The 18,123-nt window shown below is 54.5% G+C and carries 24 protein-coding genes; 12 read left to right on the top strand and 12 right to left on the bottom strand.

What is annotated here, in order from left to right:
• Positions 1-38 precede the first annotated feature (38 nt).
• Positions 39-773 (bottom strand): energy transducer TonB, encoded by a 735-nt coding sequence (locus ASC85_RS22340; protein WP_057451382.1) that lies wholly within the window; start codon positions 771-773, stop codon positions 39-41.
• Between the two features lie 186 nt (positions 774-959).
• Between ASC85_RS22340 and ASC85_RS22335 the strand changes: the two genes are divergently transcribed.
• The gene (locus ASC85_RS22335; RefSeq protein ID WP_057451381.1) at positions 960-1,454 is read left to right on the top strand and encodes a hypothetical protein; all 495 of its coding nucleotides are present in this window, start codon (positions 960-962) and stop codon (positions 1,452-1,454) included.
• Between the two features lie 377 nt (positions 1,455-1,831).
• Here the strand turns inward: ASC85_RS22335 and ASC85_RS22330 are convergent, their stop codons facing one another.
• Entirely contained in the window at positions 1,832-2,200 is a 369-nt protein-coding gene (locus ASC85_RS22330) for a hypothetical protein (RefSeq protein ID WP_057451380.1), read from the bottom strand.
• A 4-nt stretch (positions 2,201-2,204) separates the two neighbouring features.
• Positions 2,205-2,753, bottom strand: a complete 549-nt coding sequence (locus tag ASC85_RS22325; protein WP_057451379.1) for a hypothetical protein — start codon at positions 2,751-2,753, stop codon at positions 2,205-2,207.
• 169 nt (positions 2,754-2,922) lie between these two features.
• Here ASC85_RS22325 and ASC85_RS22320 point away from each other — a divergent pair, with 169 nt between their 5' ends.
• The gene (locus ASC85_RS22320) at positions 2,923-3,783 is read left to right on the top strand and encodes a hypothetical protein (RefSeq protein ID WP_057451378.1); all 861 of its coding nucleotides are present in this window, start codon (positions 2,923-2,925) and stop codon (positions 3,781-3,783) included.
• Positions 3,784-4,008: 225 nt separating this feature from the next.
• Here ASC85_RS22320 and ASC85_RS32275 read toward each other — a convergent pair whose 3' ends face one another.
• From ASC85_RS32275 to ASC85_RS22310, 3 genes are all read right to left on the bottom strand, one after another.
• Positions 4,009-4,305: a hypothetical protein gene (locus ASC85_RS32275; protein ID WP_156395687.1), complete on the bottom strand. Its 297-nt coding sequence runs from the start codon at positions 4,303-4,305 to the stop codon at positions 4,009-4,011.
• Between the two features lie 69 nt (positions 4,306-4,374).
• Positions 4,375-4,677 (bottom strand): hypothetical protein, encoded by a 303-nt coding sequence (locus tag ASC85_RS22315; RefSeq protein WP_057451377.1) that lies wholly within the window; start codon positions 4,675-4,677, stop codon positions 4,375-4,377.
• Between the two features lie 34 nt (positions 4,678-4,711).
• Positions 4,712-5,206, bottom strand: a complete 495-nt coding sequence (locus ASC85_RS22310) for a hypothetical protein (protein ID WP_057451376.1) — start codon at positions 5,204-5,206, stop codon at positions 4,712-4,714.
• Positions 5,207-6,277: 1,071 nt separating this feature from the next.
• On the opposite strand from ASC85_RS22310, the gene ASC85_RS22305 reads away from it, so the two are divergent.
• The 3 genes from ASC85_RS22305 to ASC85_RS22295 all read left to right on the top strand — a co-directional run bounded on the left by ASC85_RS22305 (position 6,278) and on the right by ASC85_RS22295 (position 8,316).
• Positions 6,278-6,775 carry a hypothetical protein gene (locus ASC85_RS22305; protein WP_057451375.1) on the top strand — a complete coding sequence of 166 codons (498 nt, stop codon included), beginning with the start codon at positions 6,278-6,280 and terminating at the stop codon, positions 6,773-6,775.
• A 213-nt stretch (positions 6,776-6,988) separates the two neighbouring features.
• Entirely contained in the window at positions 6,989-8,065 is a 1,077-nt protein-coding gene (locus ASC85_RS22300) for a hypothetical protein (protein ID WP_057451374.1), read from the top strand.
• A gap of 32 nt (positions 8,066-8,097) precedes the next feature.
• Positions 8,098-8,316: a hypothetical protein gene (locus ASC85_RS22295; protein WP_057451373.1), complete on the top strand. Its 219-nt coding sequence runs from the start codon at positions 8,098-8,100 to the stop codon at positions 8,314-8,316.
• A gap of 777 nt (positions 8,317-9,093) precedes the next feature.
• Here the strand turns inward: ASC85_RS22295 and ASC85_RS22290 are convergent.
• The 5 genes from ASC85_RS22290 to ASC85_RS22270 form a co-directional block, all read right to left on the bottom strand.
• Complete coding sequence (locus ASC85_RS22290; protein WP_057451372.1) at positions 9,094-9,354, bottom strand: hypothetical protein; 261 nt, start codon at positions 9,352-9,354, stop codon at positions 9,094-9,096.
• Between the two features lie 9 nt (positions 9,355-9,363).
• Complete coding sequence (locus tag ASC85_RS22285; RefSeq protein WP_057451371.1) at positions 9,364-9,762, bottom strand: hypothetical protein; 399 nt, start codon at positions 9,760-9,762, stop codon at positions 9,364-9,366.
• Positions 9,763-9,857: 95 nt separating this feature from the next.
• Positions 9,858-10,196, bottom strand: coding sequence for a hypothetical protein (locus tag ASC85_RS22280; protein ID WP_057451370.1), 339 nt, complete (start codon positions 10,194-10,196; stop codon positions 9,858-9,860).
• Between the two features lie 92 nt (positions 10,197-10,288).
• The gene (locus tag ASC85_RS22275; protein ID WP_057451369.1) at positions 10,289-10,537 is read right to left on the bottom strand and encodes a hypothetical protein; all 249 of its coding nucleotides are present in this window, start codon (positions 10,535-10,537) and stop codon (positions 10,289-10,291) included.
• Between the two features lie 206 nt (positions 10,538-10,743).
• Entirely contained in the window at positions 10,744-11,145 is a 402-nt protein-coding gene (locus ASC85_RS22270; protein WP_057451368.1) for a TraR/DksA family transcriptional regulator, read from the bottom strand.
• A gap of 171 nt (positions 11,146-11,316) precedes the next feature.
• Between ASC85_RS22270 and ASC85_RS32270 the strand changes: the two genes are divergently transcribed.
• Positions 11,317-11,901: a DUF2441 domain-containing protein gene (locus ASC85_RS32270; RefSeq protein WP_162254883.1), complete on the top strand. Its 585-nt coding sequence runs from the start codon at positions 11,317-11,319 to the stop codon at positions 11,899-11,901.
• Between the two features lie 155 nt (positions 11,902-12,056).
• Here the strand turns inward: ASC85_RS32270 and ASC85_RS22260 are convergent, their stop codons facing one another.
• On the bottom strand, positions 12,057-12,257 hold the full coding sequence (locus ASC85_RS22260) for a hypothetical protein (protein ID WP_101165734.1): 201 nt from the start codon (positions 12,255-12,257) through the stop codon (positions 12,057-12,059).
• A gap of 163 nt (positions 12,258-12,420) precedes the next feature.
• On the opposite strand from ASC85_RS22260, the gene ASC85_RS22255 reads away from it, so the two are divergent.
• The 6 genes from ASC85_RS22255 (at position 12,421) to ASC85_RS22230 (ending at position 18,073) form a co-directional block, all read left to right on the top strand.
• Positions 12,421-12,759, top strand: a complete 339-nt coding sequence (locus tag ASC85_RS22255) for a hypothetical protein (protein ID WP_057451365.1) — start codon at positions 12,421-12,423, stop codon at positions 12,757-12,759.
• 10 nt (positions 12,760-12,769) lie between these two features.
• Positions 12,770-13,051, top strand: a complete 282-nt coding sequence (locus ASC85_RS22250; protein WP_057451364.1) for a hypothetical protein — start codon at positions 12,770-12,772, stop codon at positions 13,049-13,051.
• A gap of 72 nt (positions 13,052-13,123) precedes the next feature.
• Positions 13,124-13,396: an HU family DNA-binding protein gene (locus ASC85_RS22245; RefSeq protein ID WP_057451363.1), complete on the top strand. Its 273-nt coding sequence runs from the start codon at positions 13,124-13,126 to the stop codon at positions 13,394-13,396.
• Positions 13,397-13,599: 203 nt separating this feature from the next.
• Positions 13,600-14,097: a hypothetical protein gene (locus tag ASC85_RS22240; RefSeq protein WP_057451362.1), complete on the top strand. Its 498-nt coding sequence runs from the start codon at positions 13,600-13,602 to the stop codon at positions 14,095-14,097.
• Positions 14,094-16,274 (top strand): helix-hairpin-helix domain-containing protein, encoded by a 2,181-nt coding sequence (locus ASC85_RS22235; protein WP_057451361.1) that lies wholly within the window; start codon positions 14,094-14,096, stop codon positions 16,272-16,274. Before ASC85_RS22240 ends, ASC85_RS22235 begins: the two co-directional genes overlap by 4 nt.
• Positions 16,271-18,073, top strand: coding sequence for a type IV secretory system conjugative DNA transfer family protein (locus ASC85_RS22230; protein ID WP_057451360.1), 1,803 nt, complete (start codon positions 16,271-16,273; stop codon positions 18,071-18,073). Before ASC85_RS22235 ends, ASC85_RS22230 begins: the two co-directional genes overlap by 4 nt.
• Positions 18,074-18,123 lie beyond the last annotated feature (50 nt).

Genomic DNA, 18,123 nt, shown 5'->3' with positions numbered 1-18,123 from the left:
GGGCTCCCGCAGGAGCCCTTTTTGCCTTCAAGCAAAGGTCATTTCAATTGACCGGGAGTGATCGACAACCGGAACACTTTGACCTGAGCGTAAGCTTCATCGCTTAAGCGGGCGATTTCAGGAATAGCGTTCATACGCAAAGCAGCTTTCACAGCGCTGTTGTCGAACTCGATCTGGCCGCTGGTGTTGGCTACCTGCACGTCCAGGAGCGTGCCCTGCCGGTCTACCGCAAACTGAAGCACAACAACATCCTCGTCATCCATGCTTTCGGCACCAGGACGGCGTGGCGGTTCTTCCCATTGCGGCTTCATGCGTGACCGAATCAGTTGGTCGAAGCGCGCATTAACGCCATTCGCCAGAGGGCGCTGTTCTTGCTTGGCTCGTTCAGCGGCCTTAAGGGCTTCTTGATTGACGGTTTCAAAGCCTGCCGGCTTTGTTTTCGACTCGCTCTTGTGTTCGGCCTGCTCACGGCGGATTTCTGCAAGCTCTGCTTGCAATGACTGGACTGTGCGGGCCTGTTTTACCACTTCACCTTGTAGGGCTTGGATCAGTCGATCCTGATTGCCATCGGAGCGTTCGGTGAGCCCCTGGAAGGATTCAAGGTTGTCGATTTTGTTGGACATTTTTACGGAGGCGACAGAGTTGATCGCGGTGAAAGCGTGACCACCAATCGCGATGGCCAGGGCGAGGGACGCAATCGCACCGGGGAACCATTTTGCCTGTAGGAAAGACTTTGCCTTGGATTGAACATCCTGGCCCTGCTGCTGCTCCATAAATCCCCTTTTCTCTCGGTAGGATGACGATGCTGTCAGTCTTTCCGATCAGCCCTTCTGGGGCAACTCAACCCAGTGCGTTTACTCACACCTGCCCTCGGCTTTGAGTAACTGCATCGACCTCGGTGGCGAAGCACTCCCTAAATATTGAAACTTGGAGGCAACTGTCATAGAGAGGTCTCCTGCATGAGCAACAATCCAGCTTCAGATTTCCCACGCAACTACTCCCAACTGCCGCAGCACGCGAAAACGATGATCGCGGCGCTGGTCGGCGCAGTGATCGGTAGCGCTGCCTGTCTTCACACTTACTACAACTTGCTGGGCGGCGCTGAGCAGAATCAGCGTGCGGCACAGATCGAAACCACGGTAGAGCACAATCGGCAAGTGGTGGAGCAAACGCTGGCCGTTCTCACGCGGATCGAAGCATCGATCACCGACCGTGCAGCACAAGGGGGTAACGCTCTTTCGAAAAAGCCTACCCAACGGGAAATCAACGACGCCATTGACGGGCTTTTCGAAAAAATTGACGACGGCTCTGCGCCGGCAAAGAACGATGCATCCGCAGAAACCCAAGCGCATGACCAGAATGCTGCTCACGCGGAAGCGTCTGCTGATGACGGCAGCGATGCAAAGAGTGGTGAAAATGCTAGTGCCACGCCGAGCGAGGCGTCTGCTGGCTAAAGGTGTGCTGTTGAAACCGTTGGGGCTACAAAAAGCCCCAACGCTCCCCCTTCACATCAAGCACTCGGCTTCGCCAAGGTGCTTCCCTTCTGTCACAGCGCAATCCTTCGCGGGTCGTAAGCCAATGGGCTTATCGCTTCCTTGTCTGGTCACTGTGTGCCAGTCCGTTGTCGAAAGAGGGCTCTCTTTCGCTGGGCAATATGATAGCAAACGAACTATCTCATTCCTACCGCGCCTGTTTTCGCGTTGAAACAAAGCGGGCACCATCTTGGCTGTGGAATCGGTTAACGGATAGCTGGTTGCACATTCACTGGCGATTCAGCAGTTTAATTCATGTCTGGCATGCCAAATTGGCAGATTTCCCTTTTGTAACGCCGCTACGCGAATACCGGCATCGGCGCGGTGAGGATTGCGACCAAGGCTGAACTGGCCACTGGCACGTCCACCTGGACACCTTCGTATCTCCACTCAGGGAAGTCGGCTGGGTTGAAGATACCGTGTGGAACCGTGGTCACCTCTCCCAACCACATCCGTGCTCGGTAATCAACGAGGCTCCCGTCCTCCAACTCGATCCATAAGTGAACCGGGCTCACCGTTGCCCCATCACTGGAACTCACCCTGCCGAACAAGCAGCGATGCTGTATGCCGGCATTGACCAGCGCGGTATGCGCAAGCCTGACGAAACCGTCGCATTCAACCGGTGCCGCCTCGTAAACACTCAGCAGTTGGTGCAGTTCATGAGCCATGTAGCTACTTGCTCCATGCATGTGGTGTAGCGCCTGAGAGGTGTCGGTCGTATACCCGTTTGGCGCAGGCTTGCCAGAGTTCTGGCGCGAAAGTAAACACCGCAGCGAGGAAGAGGTACGAATCGCCGTTCGCCCCACGCAGTTGCAATGCCTTCTCTACCCACTGCTGGTTCCCATACTGGGATTTGACGATGGATTCAGCTACGTCAGCAAAGACTGAAACGTCCGGCGCTTCCACGACTTGAATCAGAACTGAGCGGTTAGCTTGGATGCGTGCGTCAGCAAAAGAACCATGGAAGTAGCGCTTGGCGTACTTGAACGCCTGAATACCCGGCCAAACCGCAAGCGGTATGCTCAACCAGAGCGGCAGAAAGGTGTATAGCAGGCAAGCGCATGCAGCGGCGCCACCGATGCCGATCAATGCTGGATAGGTTTTCAGATGAGTCGGATCGAGGTAGTTGCTGCCCAGGGCTGGCGCTGCGCTCTCAGAACGGATGCTGAGAGAGAAAGCCAACGGGGCCAGAGTCGGAACAGTTTTCCGAGGGGTTTCCATTTGCGTGTCCTCCATATGCGGCCCGAGGCCTGGGTTCTGTTTAAGAATAACGGCCAACCGCCTTCACTCCACTTCCGGCTCCAATAATCGGGCGCGGGCATTTTGCACGTACCACGATGACACCGCACCCACGTCGTTAGCCTATGGGCAATCACAAACGGAGCGGCACATGAACGATTTTACCTCCCCTGACTGGATCACAGCCTACAGTGCTGGCCACCGTATCAGCGCGGCTCAGGGACGTGCGGCATACAGCACCTACTACTGCGTAGATGGCCAAGGCGATGATGACTTGGCTATCGATGAGTTGGTGGTGCCGAATGCCCCCCTGTTGCGCCCTTATGCAAGCCGTACTGGAACCAAGTCCACCTTGGCGAACATGCGGGATATGGGATGGTCGATCCTCGTGTCCGCTGCCGGCGTGCTTCGTACCGAGGGATTCGAAGTATGGGGTGTAGACAACGGTGCGTGGAGCGCTTTTCAGCAGGGCAAACCATTTGACGAGGATGCTTTCTCGCGAGCGATCGACAAGGTTGGCGAGGGGGCTCAATGGGTCGTCTTGCCAGATATCGTGGCCGGGGGGATGGCTAGCCTAGAGTTGTCTCTGCAATGGCTGGATCGCCTCAAAGGGTTCCCAGAACGGCTGCTGATCGCCGTACAGGACGGGATGACTCCCGACGATGTACGCCAATACCTGGGGCCAATGGTCGGCATTTTCCTTGGGGGTTCGACCGAGTGGAAGCTGGCGACGATGAATGCTTGGGGACAGGTTGCCCGGCGCCGAAACTGCTACTTCCACGTTGGTCGGGTTAACTCACTCAAGCGCATTAATGCATGTGCGCAGGCCGGTGCTGACTCTTTCGATGGTACAAGTGTGATCGCCTTCCCTGACTCGATCTACAAGCTCACAAACGGCGTGTTAGCTGGCCAGCACCAGCAGAGCATGTTTAATCCTCGTACCCACGCACTGGCGGAGCTGGAGTACGACTGCCAATGGTCATTGGTGCCGGCCTCGATCCGCGCAGCATAATCGAGCGGGATTGGTTACCGCACTCATCTTCTATGCGATTGGGGGAGGAACATCGCAGCCCCCTCGCAGCGCGTTTGGAGGCAAAGAAAAAGGCGCCCTTCGGCGTTTTCCTATTTATTCCGTAAGACAGTTCTTACTTAAACCAGTCGGACTGCATTTACTAGATGCAGTGGCTGATCAGGTGCGCCGGCATACCTGATGCAGTGTTTCAGGAACATTCCTAGATCACTTTACCAGCCTGAATTTTGCCCGTAGTTGCCTTGCACGCGACTCGCTTCCTGGATGAGCTGTTTCTACCGCTCCAACTAGGTCGCCATTTTGATTGGTGATCATAAAGCCTGAACGACCTAATAAGCGCAGCGCAGCGGACAACTCACCGTCCACGACCTCTGAATGCGGCGTGTAGTAATGGGCTTGATAACCGTGACGGGCCAGTGTGATCAATGCTTGATCTTTGGCTGTACTGCTGATCATCGCTGGAGAAGGTCTGAGCCAATCCAGTAGCCCGGCAAAAAACTTCATAGCAATCTCTCTGCTGCTGACCAGCGCGGTGGCTGGACTTGTGGTGTACCTGGGCGGCGCTTTCGGTGATCAGTTGGCTTTCGCCGCAGGGGTGCAACTGCGGCTCTTTGGCGTAACATTTAGCCCCTTTTCACCATCTTTTTCGGCAAGATTTGCGACCATTACAAAAGTGCAGGTTTCCTGCTCACCATCGGCGTAGGTGAGCAATGCCACAACGGTCGTTGTACCGTACTGGTTCGCGGTCGTTTTTAAGTTCTCGATCTTCTGAGCGCGCTTGTCGCCTGCGAACTCGTCAAGGCTGATCGATTTCACGTCAGCCGCTTGAGCCGAGGTCACCGCGCAAAACAGGGTCACTGCGTACATGAACTTCATGGGGAATTCCGTTGTGACTTAGAACCAAGCCAGTCTAAGAGGGCTGTACCAATTTACCTACTGCAAGACCGCTGGCGATGTACTGGATATGTACCTCTAGCGAGTTGTGAGCGAATGTGTTCGATTCCAAGCTGCTCAGCTCGCTAATGCGGTGCGCAATGACCACCTCATCACCGTTGATCAAGACTGTTTGGTAAACCATATCAGCGTCACCATGAACAATCCTGCCCCGATAGATTTCTCCAAGTTTGGGGAGATTGAAGTTCAGCGACCAAAAATTCAACCCCCTTCCAGACTCCTGCAAACTGATGGCCCAGTCGGCTTCAGCGTTACTGCGACCCTCATCAAAGGCCTTCGATAGCTCCCGAACGTTTTTGATCAGCGCCGTTTTCTCATTCGCGCCATAGCCCGCACATTCTGCGAAGTGAAGAGCCAACTCACCCTCTTCAACCGCACCTGAGATCAGGTATTTCTCCCATTTAGCACGGGCTTCTAGCTGGTCATGAAGAACGGTTCGTTGCTTGGCCATCAGACGCACCTCTGAGTGGGTTTCAATAAAGTTGGGAATCTACATACGCCAGCCTAACTGGCGGGCATTCACCCTTTGGTGGGAGTCGTCCCTTCAAAGCAAAGGATACCATCATAAGAAAGGGGCTGTGATACACCTCCCCACCTGGCTTGAAATCCTGTGCCGACCTGTAAGGACGCAAATTTCGTCTGCCCCATTCTGGCTAACCTGCCAGAACAACGCTGCTTATTCGCTTTGCTGGAACCGTACAACCCATACCACATGCTTTGAACCTTGCCCGACTGAATTCTGGGCCTGATCCACCCTGCCCACACTCAAACCGAATGGGCCTGAGAGTTATAACGGCTTAACACATGACTTTCACCTCAACTCAATGCAGAAGCGCATCCGTACCAATTAACCCGCTTTTATTCCGAGTTCGTGATTCTGCCCCCAACGTTACGACGGGCGCCCTCTTGAAGAAAAAAAGCGAAAAAAACGAGAAAAAAAAGAAAATGTGCGGCAAAGCCGCATAAAGAAAATGAGAAAAAGATGCGGGAGAAACGCCAACGAGGTTTCGGGCAGAACACGCAGAAAAGAAAAGCGAGTAATTAGTGTAGGTGTGGCTTTACCCAAATGGTACGGACGGAATACCGAGAAGGCCTTAAAGTTAAGAGGGTCTTTCAGAAGGAATGCGGGGTGGCCCTTAAAAAAGCCATTTTCTTATGATGGTATCTCTCTTCTACGGAAGACGGCGGAGCCGGCAGCAGGGTGTTGCTTTCAGATATTAAAGTCAGTCTCGGGCGAACAAAGTCAGTCTCGCTGCTGGCACTAAATGAGGCCTTCCAAGCAGGCCATCTGGCGCTGCCGGCGAAACGCGGCAACCTCTATGCGCCTGCTGATGCTGCTTGGATCGGATCAGCGCTAGGTGTCCGATCCCGCACGAATGTGATGAGTATCTGCACAGGGTTGGGGTCTGCTGCTACAAGAGCATTTACTCATCGACGTCTAATCATGCGATTTTGAAGCTGGTGCCGTTACCATAGGTTGTCGCGGGCCAGAATGGCTGGCCCATGTCCAACGAGGAAGGTCATGACAACCGATAACAAACGCTCTACCGCTGGTGGCATTGCCACGACAGCATCTGACATTGGCACAGGCGGTAAGCTGAACAAGGCTCTGCGCAACACTCACTTTTTGGTGGCAGCGGTTGTACTCGGTCTGGCCTTCCAGGTCTGGTCGAAGCACGAAGCCACAATGGCCTTTGGGTTCGCGCTCTGCGCAGCTAGCCTTTTGCTCACAAGCCTGGGTGCCCTGCACCTTTCGGACAAGACCCAAAAGACTGTCATAATTATTAGTCTTGTTGTTGCGGCAGCCGGGGCGTTCACATTCTGGAAAGGCATCGAGCAGGAGGCACTGGGTGGCCCGCGAGTAAACAGCCTGACTTTCGAATTCAGGGCCGCTGGCTTCGACGTGCAGCCCGTCTCTAACCAACCATGCACACCGCAGTCACAGACAAACCCTCTTAGCTACACCTGCGACGTGAAAGTGGCGCCACTTGGCCAGCGTTCGGCGCCTACCCAGCAGTAACCTCAAATTGTGGGTGGAGTAACTACATCGTGTTGAGTAGCGCCGCTGCCCGCTTACTCCTAAAGTGGTAAGCGTTCAATTCAAGGACGTGAACCCCCAAGGTGTGGCCCTCTCATGGAGGGCTTTTTTTTGCCCAAAGATCATAGCTCGCTATGCGAGAAGACAAGGGTGGGTCGTTATCGTTGCGGCTCAATGCCAAGCTAAGGAAACGAAATGCAGGAACACAGCACAGCGACACCCACCATGGCCCATGATGAGCGCTGGAGAAGCAGGCGTGACCTATCACAGTGGGTTCAGGCATTCAGCACGTACTTCCCCAAGAAGGCACATTTTGCTGAACGTGTGGCCGCGAGCTTGTCCGGCTCCAGCACCTACGAAGCCCTCTGGCTCTCCCTCCCCCACAGCGCGTTGCCTGATTTACGCGTAGAAATGGAAGACGCCGTGTACGCACGACGGCGAATGGTGCGGTTCCGAGAAGATCGATTGACCCTGATTTTGGAGTACCGAATTCTTCCAGATGCTGCCGATTTGTTTCTCTCGCTCTGCCCAGTTGGTAGTCGAGAATGCATGTTCGACGGCGAGAAGAAGGCTTACTTCGACCCCACGCTTTGCTACTACCTGGACGATCAGGAGCCGTCCTCGCAGATAGAGGCCGTGCTGGAGGAACAGCGCCGGCATGCACTTGGCCAAAGGCTCGAAACTGTAGACTCAACAAAACGCCTTGGGCACTACCCACATCCAGCGGTCATCTTCAACCTGTTCCATTTCCTTGGCTGGAACTATCGCCCTGATCTGTCTGGTTGCCCAAAGATCGACCCACATGCTTCCATGGCCAGGGTAGGTTGGATAGCAGATGCAGACTTGGGAAGCGTCGAGTGCTTTGCACTTCGGTTTACAGCACATCCGGCTTGGGGACGAGACGAAGTGTTTTGGAACGTGCTCGCCGAGTTAAAACGAACCCGAAATCTGGACAGCAGTCCTGTCCTGATCCTGAACAACCTTCCACAACAGCTGGTGACAGGCGACTCAACCTATACCTCTGTTGGCTGGATTGTCATGGAAGCTAAGATCGTGCCGTGGTTCGTCACCCATAAACGAGCGCGGCTGGCAGATGCTCTCGTCGATCTGATGACTTTCGACTCAGTGAGCAGCACCAACTTGGCCGACGTAGAGAACGTCGCGCTTGGAGTGTTCTGGAGCCTGCTACGAGAAACGGCGCAGATGCCTCTCCCCGACCGTCCCCGGTTCAAATCTATGCCTGACAACTGGATGATTATCCCTTCCACGTAAGCAGCACGTCGGTAATGCCTCAAGAGGACAAAATGAACTTCAATACTGAAATCAAGGCATTGCTTGAGTCGCCCGACACAAGCGAATGGCTCAAGAATGCTCTTACGTCCGCTCTGTCCCGAGACCCTGTAGATGCGGCCAATGACGCCGAGAAGTTACTCAGCGTTCTAGACCATCGTGCAGCTGCGGAGTTGGATGCCGCGCTCGCAGCCGTAGCTCGTGGGAAAGACGCTCCCAAGACGATTGTCTAGCTGGACGGTGCGCCTTGCGGCCCTGCGGCAACCGGCTAGCAAGCCTATGAAAGTGCCAAGCGACTACTTAACGACTGGACATTATGAACAGGCTAGCAGCTACCTTCGCGAAGCCCTCGACTAGTAGGGGTGATTTGCCCCAGAGAACTGGTGACCGCAGTCGCAACGGTAATTGCGCTTTGTGCCAGCAATTGGCCCGGCCAAGCCACCACACTTACGGCAAGATACAGAGTGGTTCAGAAAACTTTTCTGCGCTTGCGCCCGTTTTGCTGGCCCGCCTGATAGTACGTCTACAACGTCTATGCCTTTCTTTACTACGTCCCAGAATCCCATGGTTAATCCTCGATGTGCTTGATTTGTAGGTAGAAGCCTCTCTCCTACCGACCCCAGCTTTTAGCCGAGGTTTGGGGTGCAGCTGAACGACTTTTCCTACTTTGTCCAGCCTTGACCTCGAACCCCGGAATCCCAGAATCCAAGGCGACCGCCGGTTTGGAGGGCTGGCGTCAAATAAACCAGTCCACAGTATGTGCAACGCTTGGCAGCGCCGTGAGCCGCGATAACATCACGTACAGCATTCGGCAGCTGGTTTAGCAATGCTTCCTGTACGGTCATTTGTCGATCTGACTGACCGCCAGAGCATTTGTCAGGGCAGTACCCTGTGGGATAAGTGCGTTGCATATTGATTCGTGCTCGATCATAGGGGGCGAAAGCGCCCTGTCACTACTGGCGAAGCCCGCAACTGGGCAGGTTTATGGGTGCAGCGTTTTTCCTGGGTCACTATGCTGGTTTAGCGATGTTGTCGCGAACAACGCGGGTGGTGAAGATGAACAGCACCCTTTCGCGAGCGAGGCGCACGCCATCCAGGTAGTAATCAACTCGGCTACCATGCCGTTTGGCCTGTAGCGACAGCCCGAAGATGGTTTCAGGTTGGCTCAAGCCGATGCGAGCCGCTTCCACGCGGTGATCGTCTACAGCCTGCACCACGCCCACGCCCGGCGTTTCGCGGGCTTTCTGTCGGTTGAATTTGATGGCTTCCAAAACGGTTTCCTATGCATTCGGATCTTGCTTGAGCCCGGCCCCGTAGAGGCCCATATCACACATAATCACGGGCAAAACTTTACCATCTGCGGACACCAGCTTAGTGGCAGCACTGGTCTCGTTAACCATGCTGTCGGCAGTCGGTGTTTCAACAGGAAAATGCTGTCTGAACGTCGCAACGTCTTCGGCTTCCACTTGACGCAACTGCTCGGCAGCTTCGTAGCTCAAGCCGCTGTTGAAGTGGGTAAGAGACACCAAGTCCGTGAGGGCGCCCGAGTGCTTGAGATAAGCTGCATGATCGTCCTCGTTGAAAGGGCCAGCCTGATGCTTGGGATAGTAGGCGGCAAGCGACTCCTGATGAGAGCGGGCGTTGTCGATCAGAGTTTGTTCTAACGGTGTAATAGTCATCGTCGTTCCTCATTTGCGCCCGGTAAATCCGGCGCCTTTGCTGGGTTTTCCTCACGTTGTCGGCGGGGCATATGGTAAACCTTGGGTTTTTCCAACTACCCGGTGATCTTGCCGGCAGTGTACGCCGAAGCGGCGCCTTCTAAGTGGGCAGGCCGTTTCGCCGCCTGGGCGGCTTGGTAGTCGGCATAGGCTTCATCGCGCTCGTTGAGGGCGTCGGCAAAATCACCGTCAACGGAAAACGCTGGCAGCGCGTTCAACACGCCCAACACAATCCCATGCGCCAAGTCAGCACTTTGCGCGCTCTGTTTAACCTTCTCCCCATGCACCTCACTAGGGCCAATAATCTTGCCATCCAAGCGCGCCCATTCGGCGAGCATGTCCACCACATAAGCAGGTAGCTCCAGGGTGATCGGGTCGTTCTTGTGTTGGTTCATGGTGGGACTCCTGCTCGATCCAGTAGGCCAAAGCGACCTTTCCTACTGAGTCAGCCCCGGATGGCCGGGAATGGGTGGCGAGGCGACATTTCCTACACTTTTGCAGCCAGGTGATCGACCGGCATGTCTACAACTTCACGCTGACACTTGAGCACAATCCCGGCACCCATAACCATCAAGACTCCAGCTACCCAGAAGCTGCCGAACCACATCGACAGGTAGCCCAACTCAAGTAGCAAGAATGCGGCTATGCCAAGATTGCGATAGCCCTTCGCTGCACATACCCTTCCCGCCGTTACAGCAGTCAAGAACAGCACCAAATGTGCAGATAATGTGAGCATCTGAATCTCCTATCTTTTTTGAATCTGCCAGCGACAGTGGAGCATAACTACCAACGCAGCCGGCACAAGATCACGAGCCAACAGCCACAACACCAGCAAAATTTAGCGCAATCGCATTATTGCCCTGGCTGTATTTTCATTAACCAACAATGTCCCCACAAAGTACAACGGGCGCATAGAGCGCCCGTATGTGATTGAGAGAGGTGTCAAGCTGCTCGTTGATGCCGGCTGCGCGACTCACGAGCTTCCATTGCATCAACACACAGCAGCGATTCAGGAATCAGTAACAGACGCTTGAGTGTGATGGGTTCACCTGTGTCCTGGCAGTAGCCGTATTGCCCATCGGACATGGCATCGAGCGCTGCTTTGATGTTGGCCAAGATGCCATTGTCCATGTCGATCAGCCGCAGCGCCTTTGTGCGATCTTCTTCAATGCTGGCTGCGTCCGAGGCATCAGCTTGGCGTTCGATCTGGCAAAGCAATTGATTGGCACGGATGCGTTCCCGAATCGAGTCTGCTTTCGTCCCTAGTAGCTGTTTGAAGAACGCCAACTGCTCGGCGTTCATGTAGTCGTCGGCGCTCTGCGCCAGCAGTTGTTCTTCGGTCATCGTGCCACCTCTCAAGCTGGAAACCCTTCGGCGAAGGGTCATCGACGACTCAGGATAACGAGCATGATCTTTTAATCCACTCAACCGAGCGCAGTTGCTCATGCATCACAGCCACTCAGTTATCGACAGATGTGGGAAAATATCGACCCCTTGTGAATGGGCTCTACTGGCATGAACAATATCTACTTCCATGTTGATCACGACACCGGCTACACGAAGAAAGGTTTGCATGCTGTGGGGCAGGTCATCGATACCGCAAAACGGGAACACAACCCTTTCTACGAGGTGGCAATGGACTTTCACTCCGTCTATCCCGTCGGTAGCAAAGCGTACCCATTGCTTGAGTTCTTTCGGTCTGACACTGCAAACACCCACGCTGCCAAGGTGATGCCTCACGTCCACCACATCATGGAAAGCCACATCAAAATCATACGCGAGCTGGTGTTCGAGTCTGTGAGGACAGCGCATTTTAATGCCCTCCCATCCCGATCCCGCTGTATTTGGGTTAGCGAGTCTCTTGATGAGGCGCGTAGCTGGGTGAAGCGTTTGGATGGCAGAGGCAAAGCACAGATACTTCGTGTTTCTGTGGAGGGTCGGTTGCACACAACCTCAGAAGGTCACTTACAGCAGGACTCGCAATCCATGCCTCAACTGATCGAGAGCGCGCACCGCTACTGGCGCGGTGAAATGGTCAATGGATCGCGGAGCGAGACACTGCTGGAAGGTGCCATGACTGTGCTAGAAGTGGTGCGCTGAAATCGTGTCCATGTCGCTGGATAGCCTTGTGCGTGTGATGGGGGGGGGGTGAAACACCCCCTGTAGCACCCTCTCCACCTCCCGCACTGCGCAGAGCGTTTTTTGGATGCATGACAGTCAATCCTGTCATGCCGAAGCAGCCACAAGCCTATTTATCATCCATGGTTGAGCAGTAGAAGTTGCCCATCCTCGGTTTCCTGCAACCGGCCTGCCTCAATCGCTTCCGCCAATGCAGCCTTGAACTCATCGCCATAGATCAATGTTTCCCTACAGCGGGCGAGCAGGTTTGTTGCAGGGATTTTGTCGGACTGCCGCAGGCGGGCAATATCCTCGGCGATGCTCAACACTTCATTCATTCGACTCATGCACAGCTCCTGTTTAGGGCCGAAAATCCTCGGCACCGTTTGATCTTACAACCCGGATGAGGAACGGTCTTATGCAATGTGAAAAATTTGGTCGTCAGGGCGGATTCTGGGAATCGAGCCGTTATGGTGTAGGCATGTACCAAAGGGAATCTTTATGGAAGCGGAATTCGAAATAGCGCCTGTCTCAGCTGAGTTCGTGTTTGGCCAGCTGGCGCCGGCCATTCTCAATGACTTGGCTAAACGGTATGCAGAAGAAACCGGTATAGCTGTCAAACATTGGGCATTCTGGGTGCTCAGTAATGGCTCATCCGTCCCCGTGCCGACCCAGATCAACGCATCGGTATTGCCGCCCGTTCGAGCAGCGCATTTGCTCAAGCAAACCTTGGAGAAAGTGTCACAGGTTGAAATGCAGTCCTGGAGTGAGGCTGATAGATTCATGATCACTACGGCCATAGCCCAGTTGAAAGAACTGAACTCGATTGGCTTCGCATAGGAGAACTCCAATGCTCAACAAACTGACCAAAGAAATCAGCAACAAGCGTTTTCTCGCTTACACCGCGCTCCTGTACATCTTGGCCGTAACCGCAAGCGGTTGGGTGCCAGTGTCGAGCCCTATTTTCCCCAGCGCCCCTTACATAAAGCTGGCGCTGATCCCATGTGCCCAAGCATTCCTCATCTGCGGTGCCCGATACCGCTGGCCCACCTCCCTCCCCATCATCATGGCAGCAAGCACCACTTTCTACCTTGGGATGATCGTAACCACGATTCGTGCTGACTTCTTCTGACTCGAAGATGACTTCAACAACCAAGGGCCACAAAACCGTGGCCATAACTGAAAACCACAAAGGGTAATCTGTATGAACAAAACTGAATTGATCGATCAAATCGCCGCCAACGCTGACCTGCCAAAAGCTGCGGCTGGCCGCGCCTTGGACGCCACTATCGAAGCTATTACTACGGCCTTGAAGGCTGGCGATGCAGTCACTCTGGTAGGCTTTGGTTCCTTCGAGGTTCGCGAACGCGCTGCACGCACCGGACGTAATCCTCAGACCGGGGCGAGCATTGAAATTGCAGCCGCGAAGAACCCGACCTTCAAAGCCGGTAAAGCGCTGAAAGCTGCCGTGAACTAAGCGACAGCAGCCTTGGGCGCGTAACACCCCCACCCCACCAGAGCCCCGCCAAATGCGGGGCTCTGTCGTTTTCGCACGCTAGCAAGTGTATTTCGAGGTGCGATCTAGACAATCGAAAATCAAAACTTGGCTCCTTTTGCTAGGCACCCTCAAAATTGGGGACTTTCGCCACCCACTAACTACTAGAGCAACCGGAGTTCTGCATGACACTAATTTATACCCGGCAAGCGCAGTCCTTTCTGATTCCTGACGAAGGCCTGTACAAGCGCCCGCCACCCCACCAGCTGATCCCGTTCATGGTCAAAATGAGCGGCGCGATTCGCAGCACCCCAATGCAACACCGTGCAGGCGCGATCAAACAGGTGCAGATCAATATGGATGCGGCCTGGGCTCAGATCCATCGCGCCATGCGCCCATACTTCTTCACGGACTTCGAGGCGGTATTGGCTGAATATGCGGGCACACCTGTCGAGCTTCCAGACTTGAGTGAAAAGCCCAACATCCACATGGCGATGCATTACTGCCTCGAAGTGGTCGTTGACCTCGACCGTCTGACCATCCTGCTCCAGTCCGATCCAAATGCTGTGGATGCAGCAGACACCATCTTCTCCTGTTGGAGCGGCCTTTACAGAGCAACGGGTCGGGTAGACGGCATTGTTCGCCGAGTCGAGTCTGGGAAAGGGCTTAAAGGAGGCACATGACTGCAACAGCGAACCCCGAAACCAAGGCTGGGAATCGAGAGGAAGGGACTCTCGTTGATGTGGTCTTTCGATCCGCTACAGGCCCATGGGGCATTGGAAGCTTTCGTCGAGAAGACGGATCACTGTTTGCCGCGTCTGGTGATTTTGGCCAAACAGTTCTGTATGAGGAATTCATTCTTTACGGGCAACGAGTACCTGATATCGAGGGTGGTGATTTCGAGGTCAGCAAATTCACTTCCCGCCCGCCGCGTTCACTAAAAGCAATCTCTGGTTACCTCACCGCCCTGACCGGGGCGGCGCGCTCATCAACAGTAAAACTGGTTGAGCATTACGGGGAGAACACCATTGAGGTTCTTGAACGCTCTCCAGACCTCATCGGGGATGCAGGGATACCTGAGCGAGACATTGAGCGGCTTATCGAAGGCTGGAAGACCAAACGGTCTGATCGGCTGGCGCTCTCCAAAATCGAGGTGAAGGGCATTCCCCTTTACAAGCTTTCGAAGCTCGCCCGCTACTACGGCAACGATGCAGACCTCAACCAAATCATTAAAACGGACACCTACGCCCTGTACGTCCACTTCGATGATTTACCTTTCCCGAAGGCTATGGCGCTTGCCAATCAGTTGGGGGTCACCAACCAGTCTGAGTCAGCCATCAGGGGGGCTGTAATTGCAGCTTTGCGCAGAGAGGCTTGGCTCGGTCACTCTGTTATTGAGGGGCCTCAGCTGGGGCAACTTGTGGTGAAGCTGCTACGCGTTCATCCCGATACCGTGCGCCCACTTCTGCCTCCTGCTGTAGCCGAGTTGCGCCGGCTGGGTCTAATCCATGTTGAAGACCGGCGCGTACAGCTCAAGCACCTGCACGATGCAGAGCAGCAGCTTTTCGAGTTGATCCGGCAGTGGTCGCAACTCGACGAGCAAGAGTTGGAGCTTGACCTTGTGCCGTCAGAGCAGATGGGGCTGAAAATGCTCAAGCCGATGAAGCTCAAGCTAGCTGCGAGTAAGCAGCTATTGACGGGGCTCAGCTCGCTTTTGGCCGAGTGCTTTGCCATCGTCCAGTGCCAGACATACGAAGATCAGCTGTTCGTTGCAAAAGCTCTCTCGTTGATGTTCCAGGCATACGGAGCTGATGCCGTCTTCACCACGTACACCCTGGAAATGATCGCCGAGGCACGCAAGAGCATTGGATGCGGTTCGTTGATCATGACCTACGCTGAATTAATTGGCTTGGATGACGAGACTGGCATCCCTCTCCAGCGTGGCACCAACCCAGTCGAGGCCGACGTGATTATCGTGCTCGGCGCCGACGCGTTGGGTATAGAGGAAATGAACTACCTGATCGAGGCTGCCCCTCAGAATGGCCGTCTCTACCTACTGGGATGTCCAAGAGACCTCCCAAGTCTTTCGATTGGGCAACCTTTCGCTGACCTGCTTGATAGCCAGCAGTTCAAAGCCTTCCACTCACGCTTCTGGGGGGTGCCCGAATCTAACAAGCACGATGCTCAGGAGAAGGTATGGGCTGGCGAGGTAACTCCTGACTTTGAGGCGTTTGACCCCACGCAGCCTCTCTCCTGGCTGGAGTGCTCAGTTGATGACCTACCCACTTTTCTCCCCGAGCTTTTGAAAGAGACAGCGGGTGCTTTGAACCTTGACCCGCTCTCGGACATACGCGTCGTGGCTCCTAACACGGCTCACGATGTGGTGAAGAAAGTTCAGGCAGCAATAGTGGATGAGTACGGTCAAGACTCGCTCCCGGCGACCTTCCAGGGACGCCAATATCATGCAGGCTTGCCGGTTGTAGTGCGCCAGCCGTTGCAGTCTTCTGCATGCCCAGCGTTCTCAGTCTATTGGCCAAGCGCCATCACGCCGAAGCAGCTGACACTGCTTACCGCAAGTGGCAGCGAGGTCTCGGTTGAAGCTGACGACCGGATAGATGTGTTCGATGGTCTGGTCATGACTCCAAAATTCATACGGGGCCGTCGGTATGAGCTTGTCGTGCTTTTAGCAATCGGTGATCAACGTGATGCTATCAATCAAGAGCTATTGAGCAGCCTGATCAACACATCTATTCGCTCGCTCATCGTGGTTGGCGAAATCGCGCAATTGGCTGATGGAATCGCAGATCGCCCTTCCAACAGAACTCGCTCCAAGCTCTTAGACTGGGTATCTGATAAATGACCATCCGCTCCGCACGTAAAGACTTGCAGGAACAAAAACGCGAGAAGCTTGATCGGCAGCGCAAGATGACGTTATCCGGCGCTCTACTGGGTTCGGCGATTCCGTTCATGCCGGCGCCTATGGTGATCGCCATGGGGCTGGCAGCTGCGTACATCACTCTTGGCATCAACACCCAAGCCAAGGAAATCGATAAGCCCCTAGTGTGGGACTCACAGTTCGAAGAGGCTGAGCTGACGGATTGCGACCTCCGTAGAAGCACCTACTTCGGGCAAGTGATGCCCTACCAGGAGTGGAAAGACAACATCGAGGAAGTACGCAATCAAAAAGGTCGTGTCACGGCAGACGACGTGCGCAAGACGCTCAATGATGTGTATCCGCAGATGATGCCGTTCATGCTCACCGATGACCAAATGACTCGGCACGTCGCCCTGCTCGCCGCGACCGGCACAGGTAAGACGGAGCTTCTGCTCAGCATTATCCAACAGCAGATTAGAAAAGGCGCTGGGCTGATCCTGGTTGAGGCGAAAAGCGACTCTGACTTCGCCGGCTCGATCTACGCAATGATGAAAGAGGCCAACCGCCTAGATCAGTTCAAGCTGATCAACTTCGAATATCCCGAGCAGAGCCACACCTACAATCCTGTGTACTCCGGTGGTGTGCGTGCCACCCTATCCACGCTAATGAAAATCCAGGCGAACTCCAGCGAGGAATTCTGGACGGACATTGCCCGCTATACGCTTACCGCCGCGACACTGGTATTGAAGCTCCAGCCAGGTTCTCCAGCTTTCAACATCAAGGACATGATCGCGCTGCTTTCCGATTTTGACCTACTGCGGGCCTACACGAAGCGCATTCGGCCAGAAGAGAGTAAGTATCACCGCGAGGGTATGGATTGGCTGTACAGCTACCTACGAAACTGGTGGAAAAATGATGAAGAAGGATGGAACTACAACCAGTACAAGACTCTTACGCAAGGTCTGATTTCGAAGCTGTCTTCCTTCGCGCACTCCGAATATTCCAGCATCGTAAACACCTATGCACCTGATGTAGACCTGAAAGAATCGATCCTCAACAACGAGGTTGTCGTGCTCTCTATGTCCAGCCTTGCTGACAAGGATGGTGTGGAGTTGTTCGGCAAGCTGTTCATTTCCGACCTTGCCCGAGCAGTCGGTGAGATTCAGCTGGAGAAATCCAAGCCTCTGGCGATGAACCCGGCCATCTTCGATGAATACCCATCATTCATGGATGAATCGCAGGTGCAGTTATTCCAGCTGGCCCGCTCGGCGAACGTGCCAATCATCATTGCGTTCCAGGGCGTCGGCTTCCTGGAGAACATTTCTCCAGCCTTCGTCGAGATGGTACTGGGCAACTGTTGGCACCACCTGTACTGCGACGTTCGGGACAGCAAGACTCGGGAGTTCGCTGTAAAGCTCGCCGGTTCTGTAATCACGAAAATGGAGTCAACAGCAGAGGGATCATCGACCGGCAACAGTCACGCGTCAGACGAGGCCGGGCTAGTCGCAAACCAGAACGACGGCGAAAGCGCGACGGTCTCCACTAAATCTCAGCGAGAGGAAATGATCCAACCGGAAGACTTCTCGACCCTTGACCAAGGCGACGGAATCCTGGTTGGCAAGTCAGGAACCTATCGAATTCGCATGCCACTGGTACGCAATAAATTCCCAAACGTTCAGTTCGGCGATATGCAGCTGGTGCGCCGTCGGCCCAAAGGTCGCTCGGGGATCTATGCCTGGGATGAGTTCACGAAGAAAAACAAACAACTGTTCGAAAGAACCTAAAGGTGACCCATTTCCCGCGCATGCGCGGGAAACACGGTCTTCTGGTGTGG

The sequence above is a fragment of the Pseudomonas sp. Root401 genome (assembly GCF_001425105.1).
Lineage (GTDB): Bacteria > Pseudomonadota > Gammaproteobacteria > Pseudomonadales > Pseudomonadaceae > Aquipseudomonas > Aquipseudomonas brassicacearum.
This window is presented reverse-complemented; position numbering and strand designations above follow the sequence as displayed.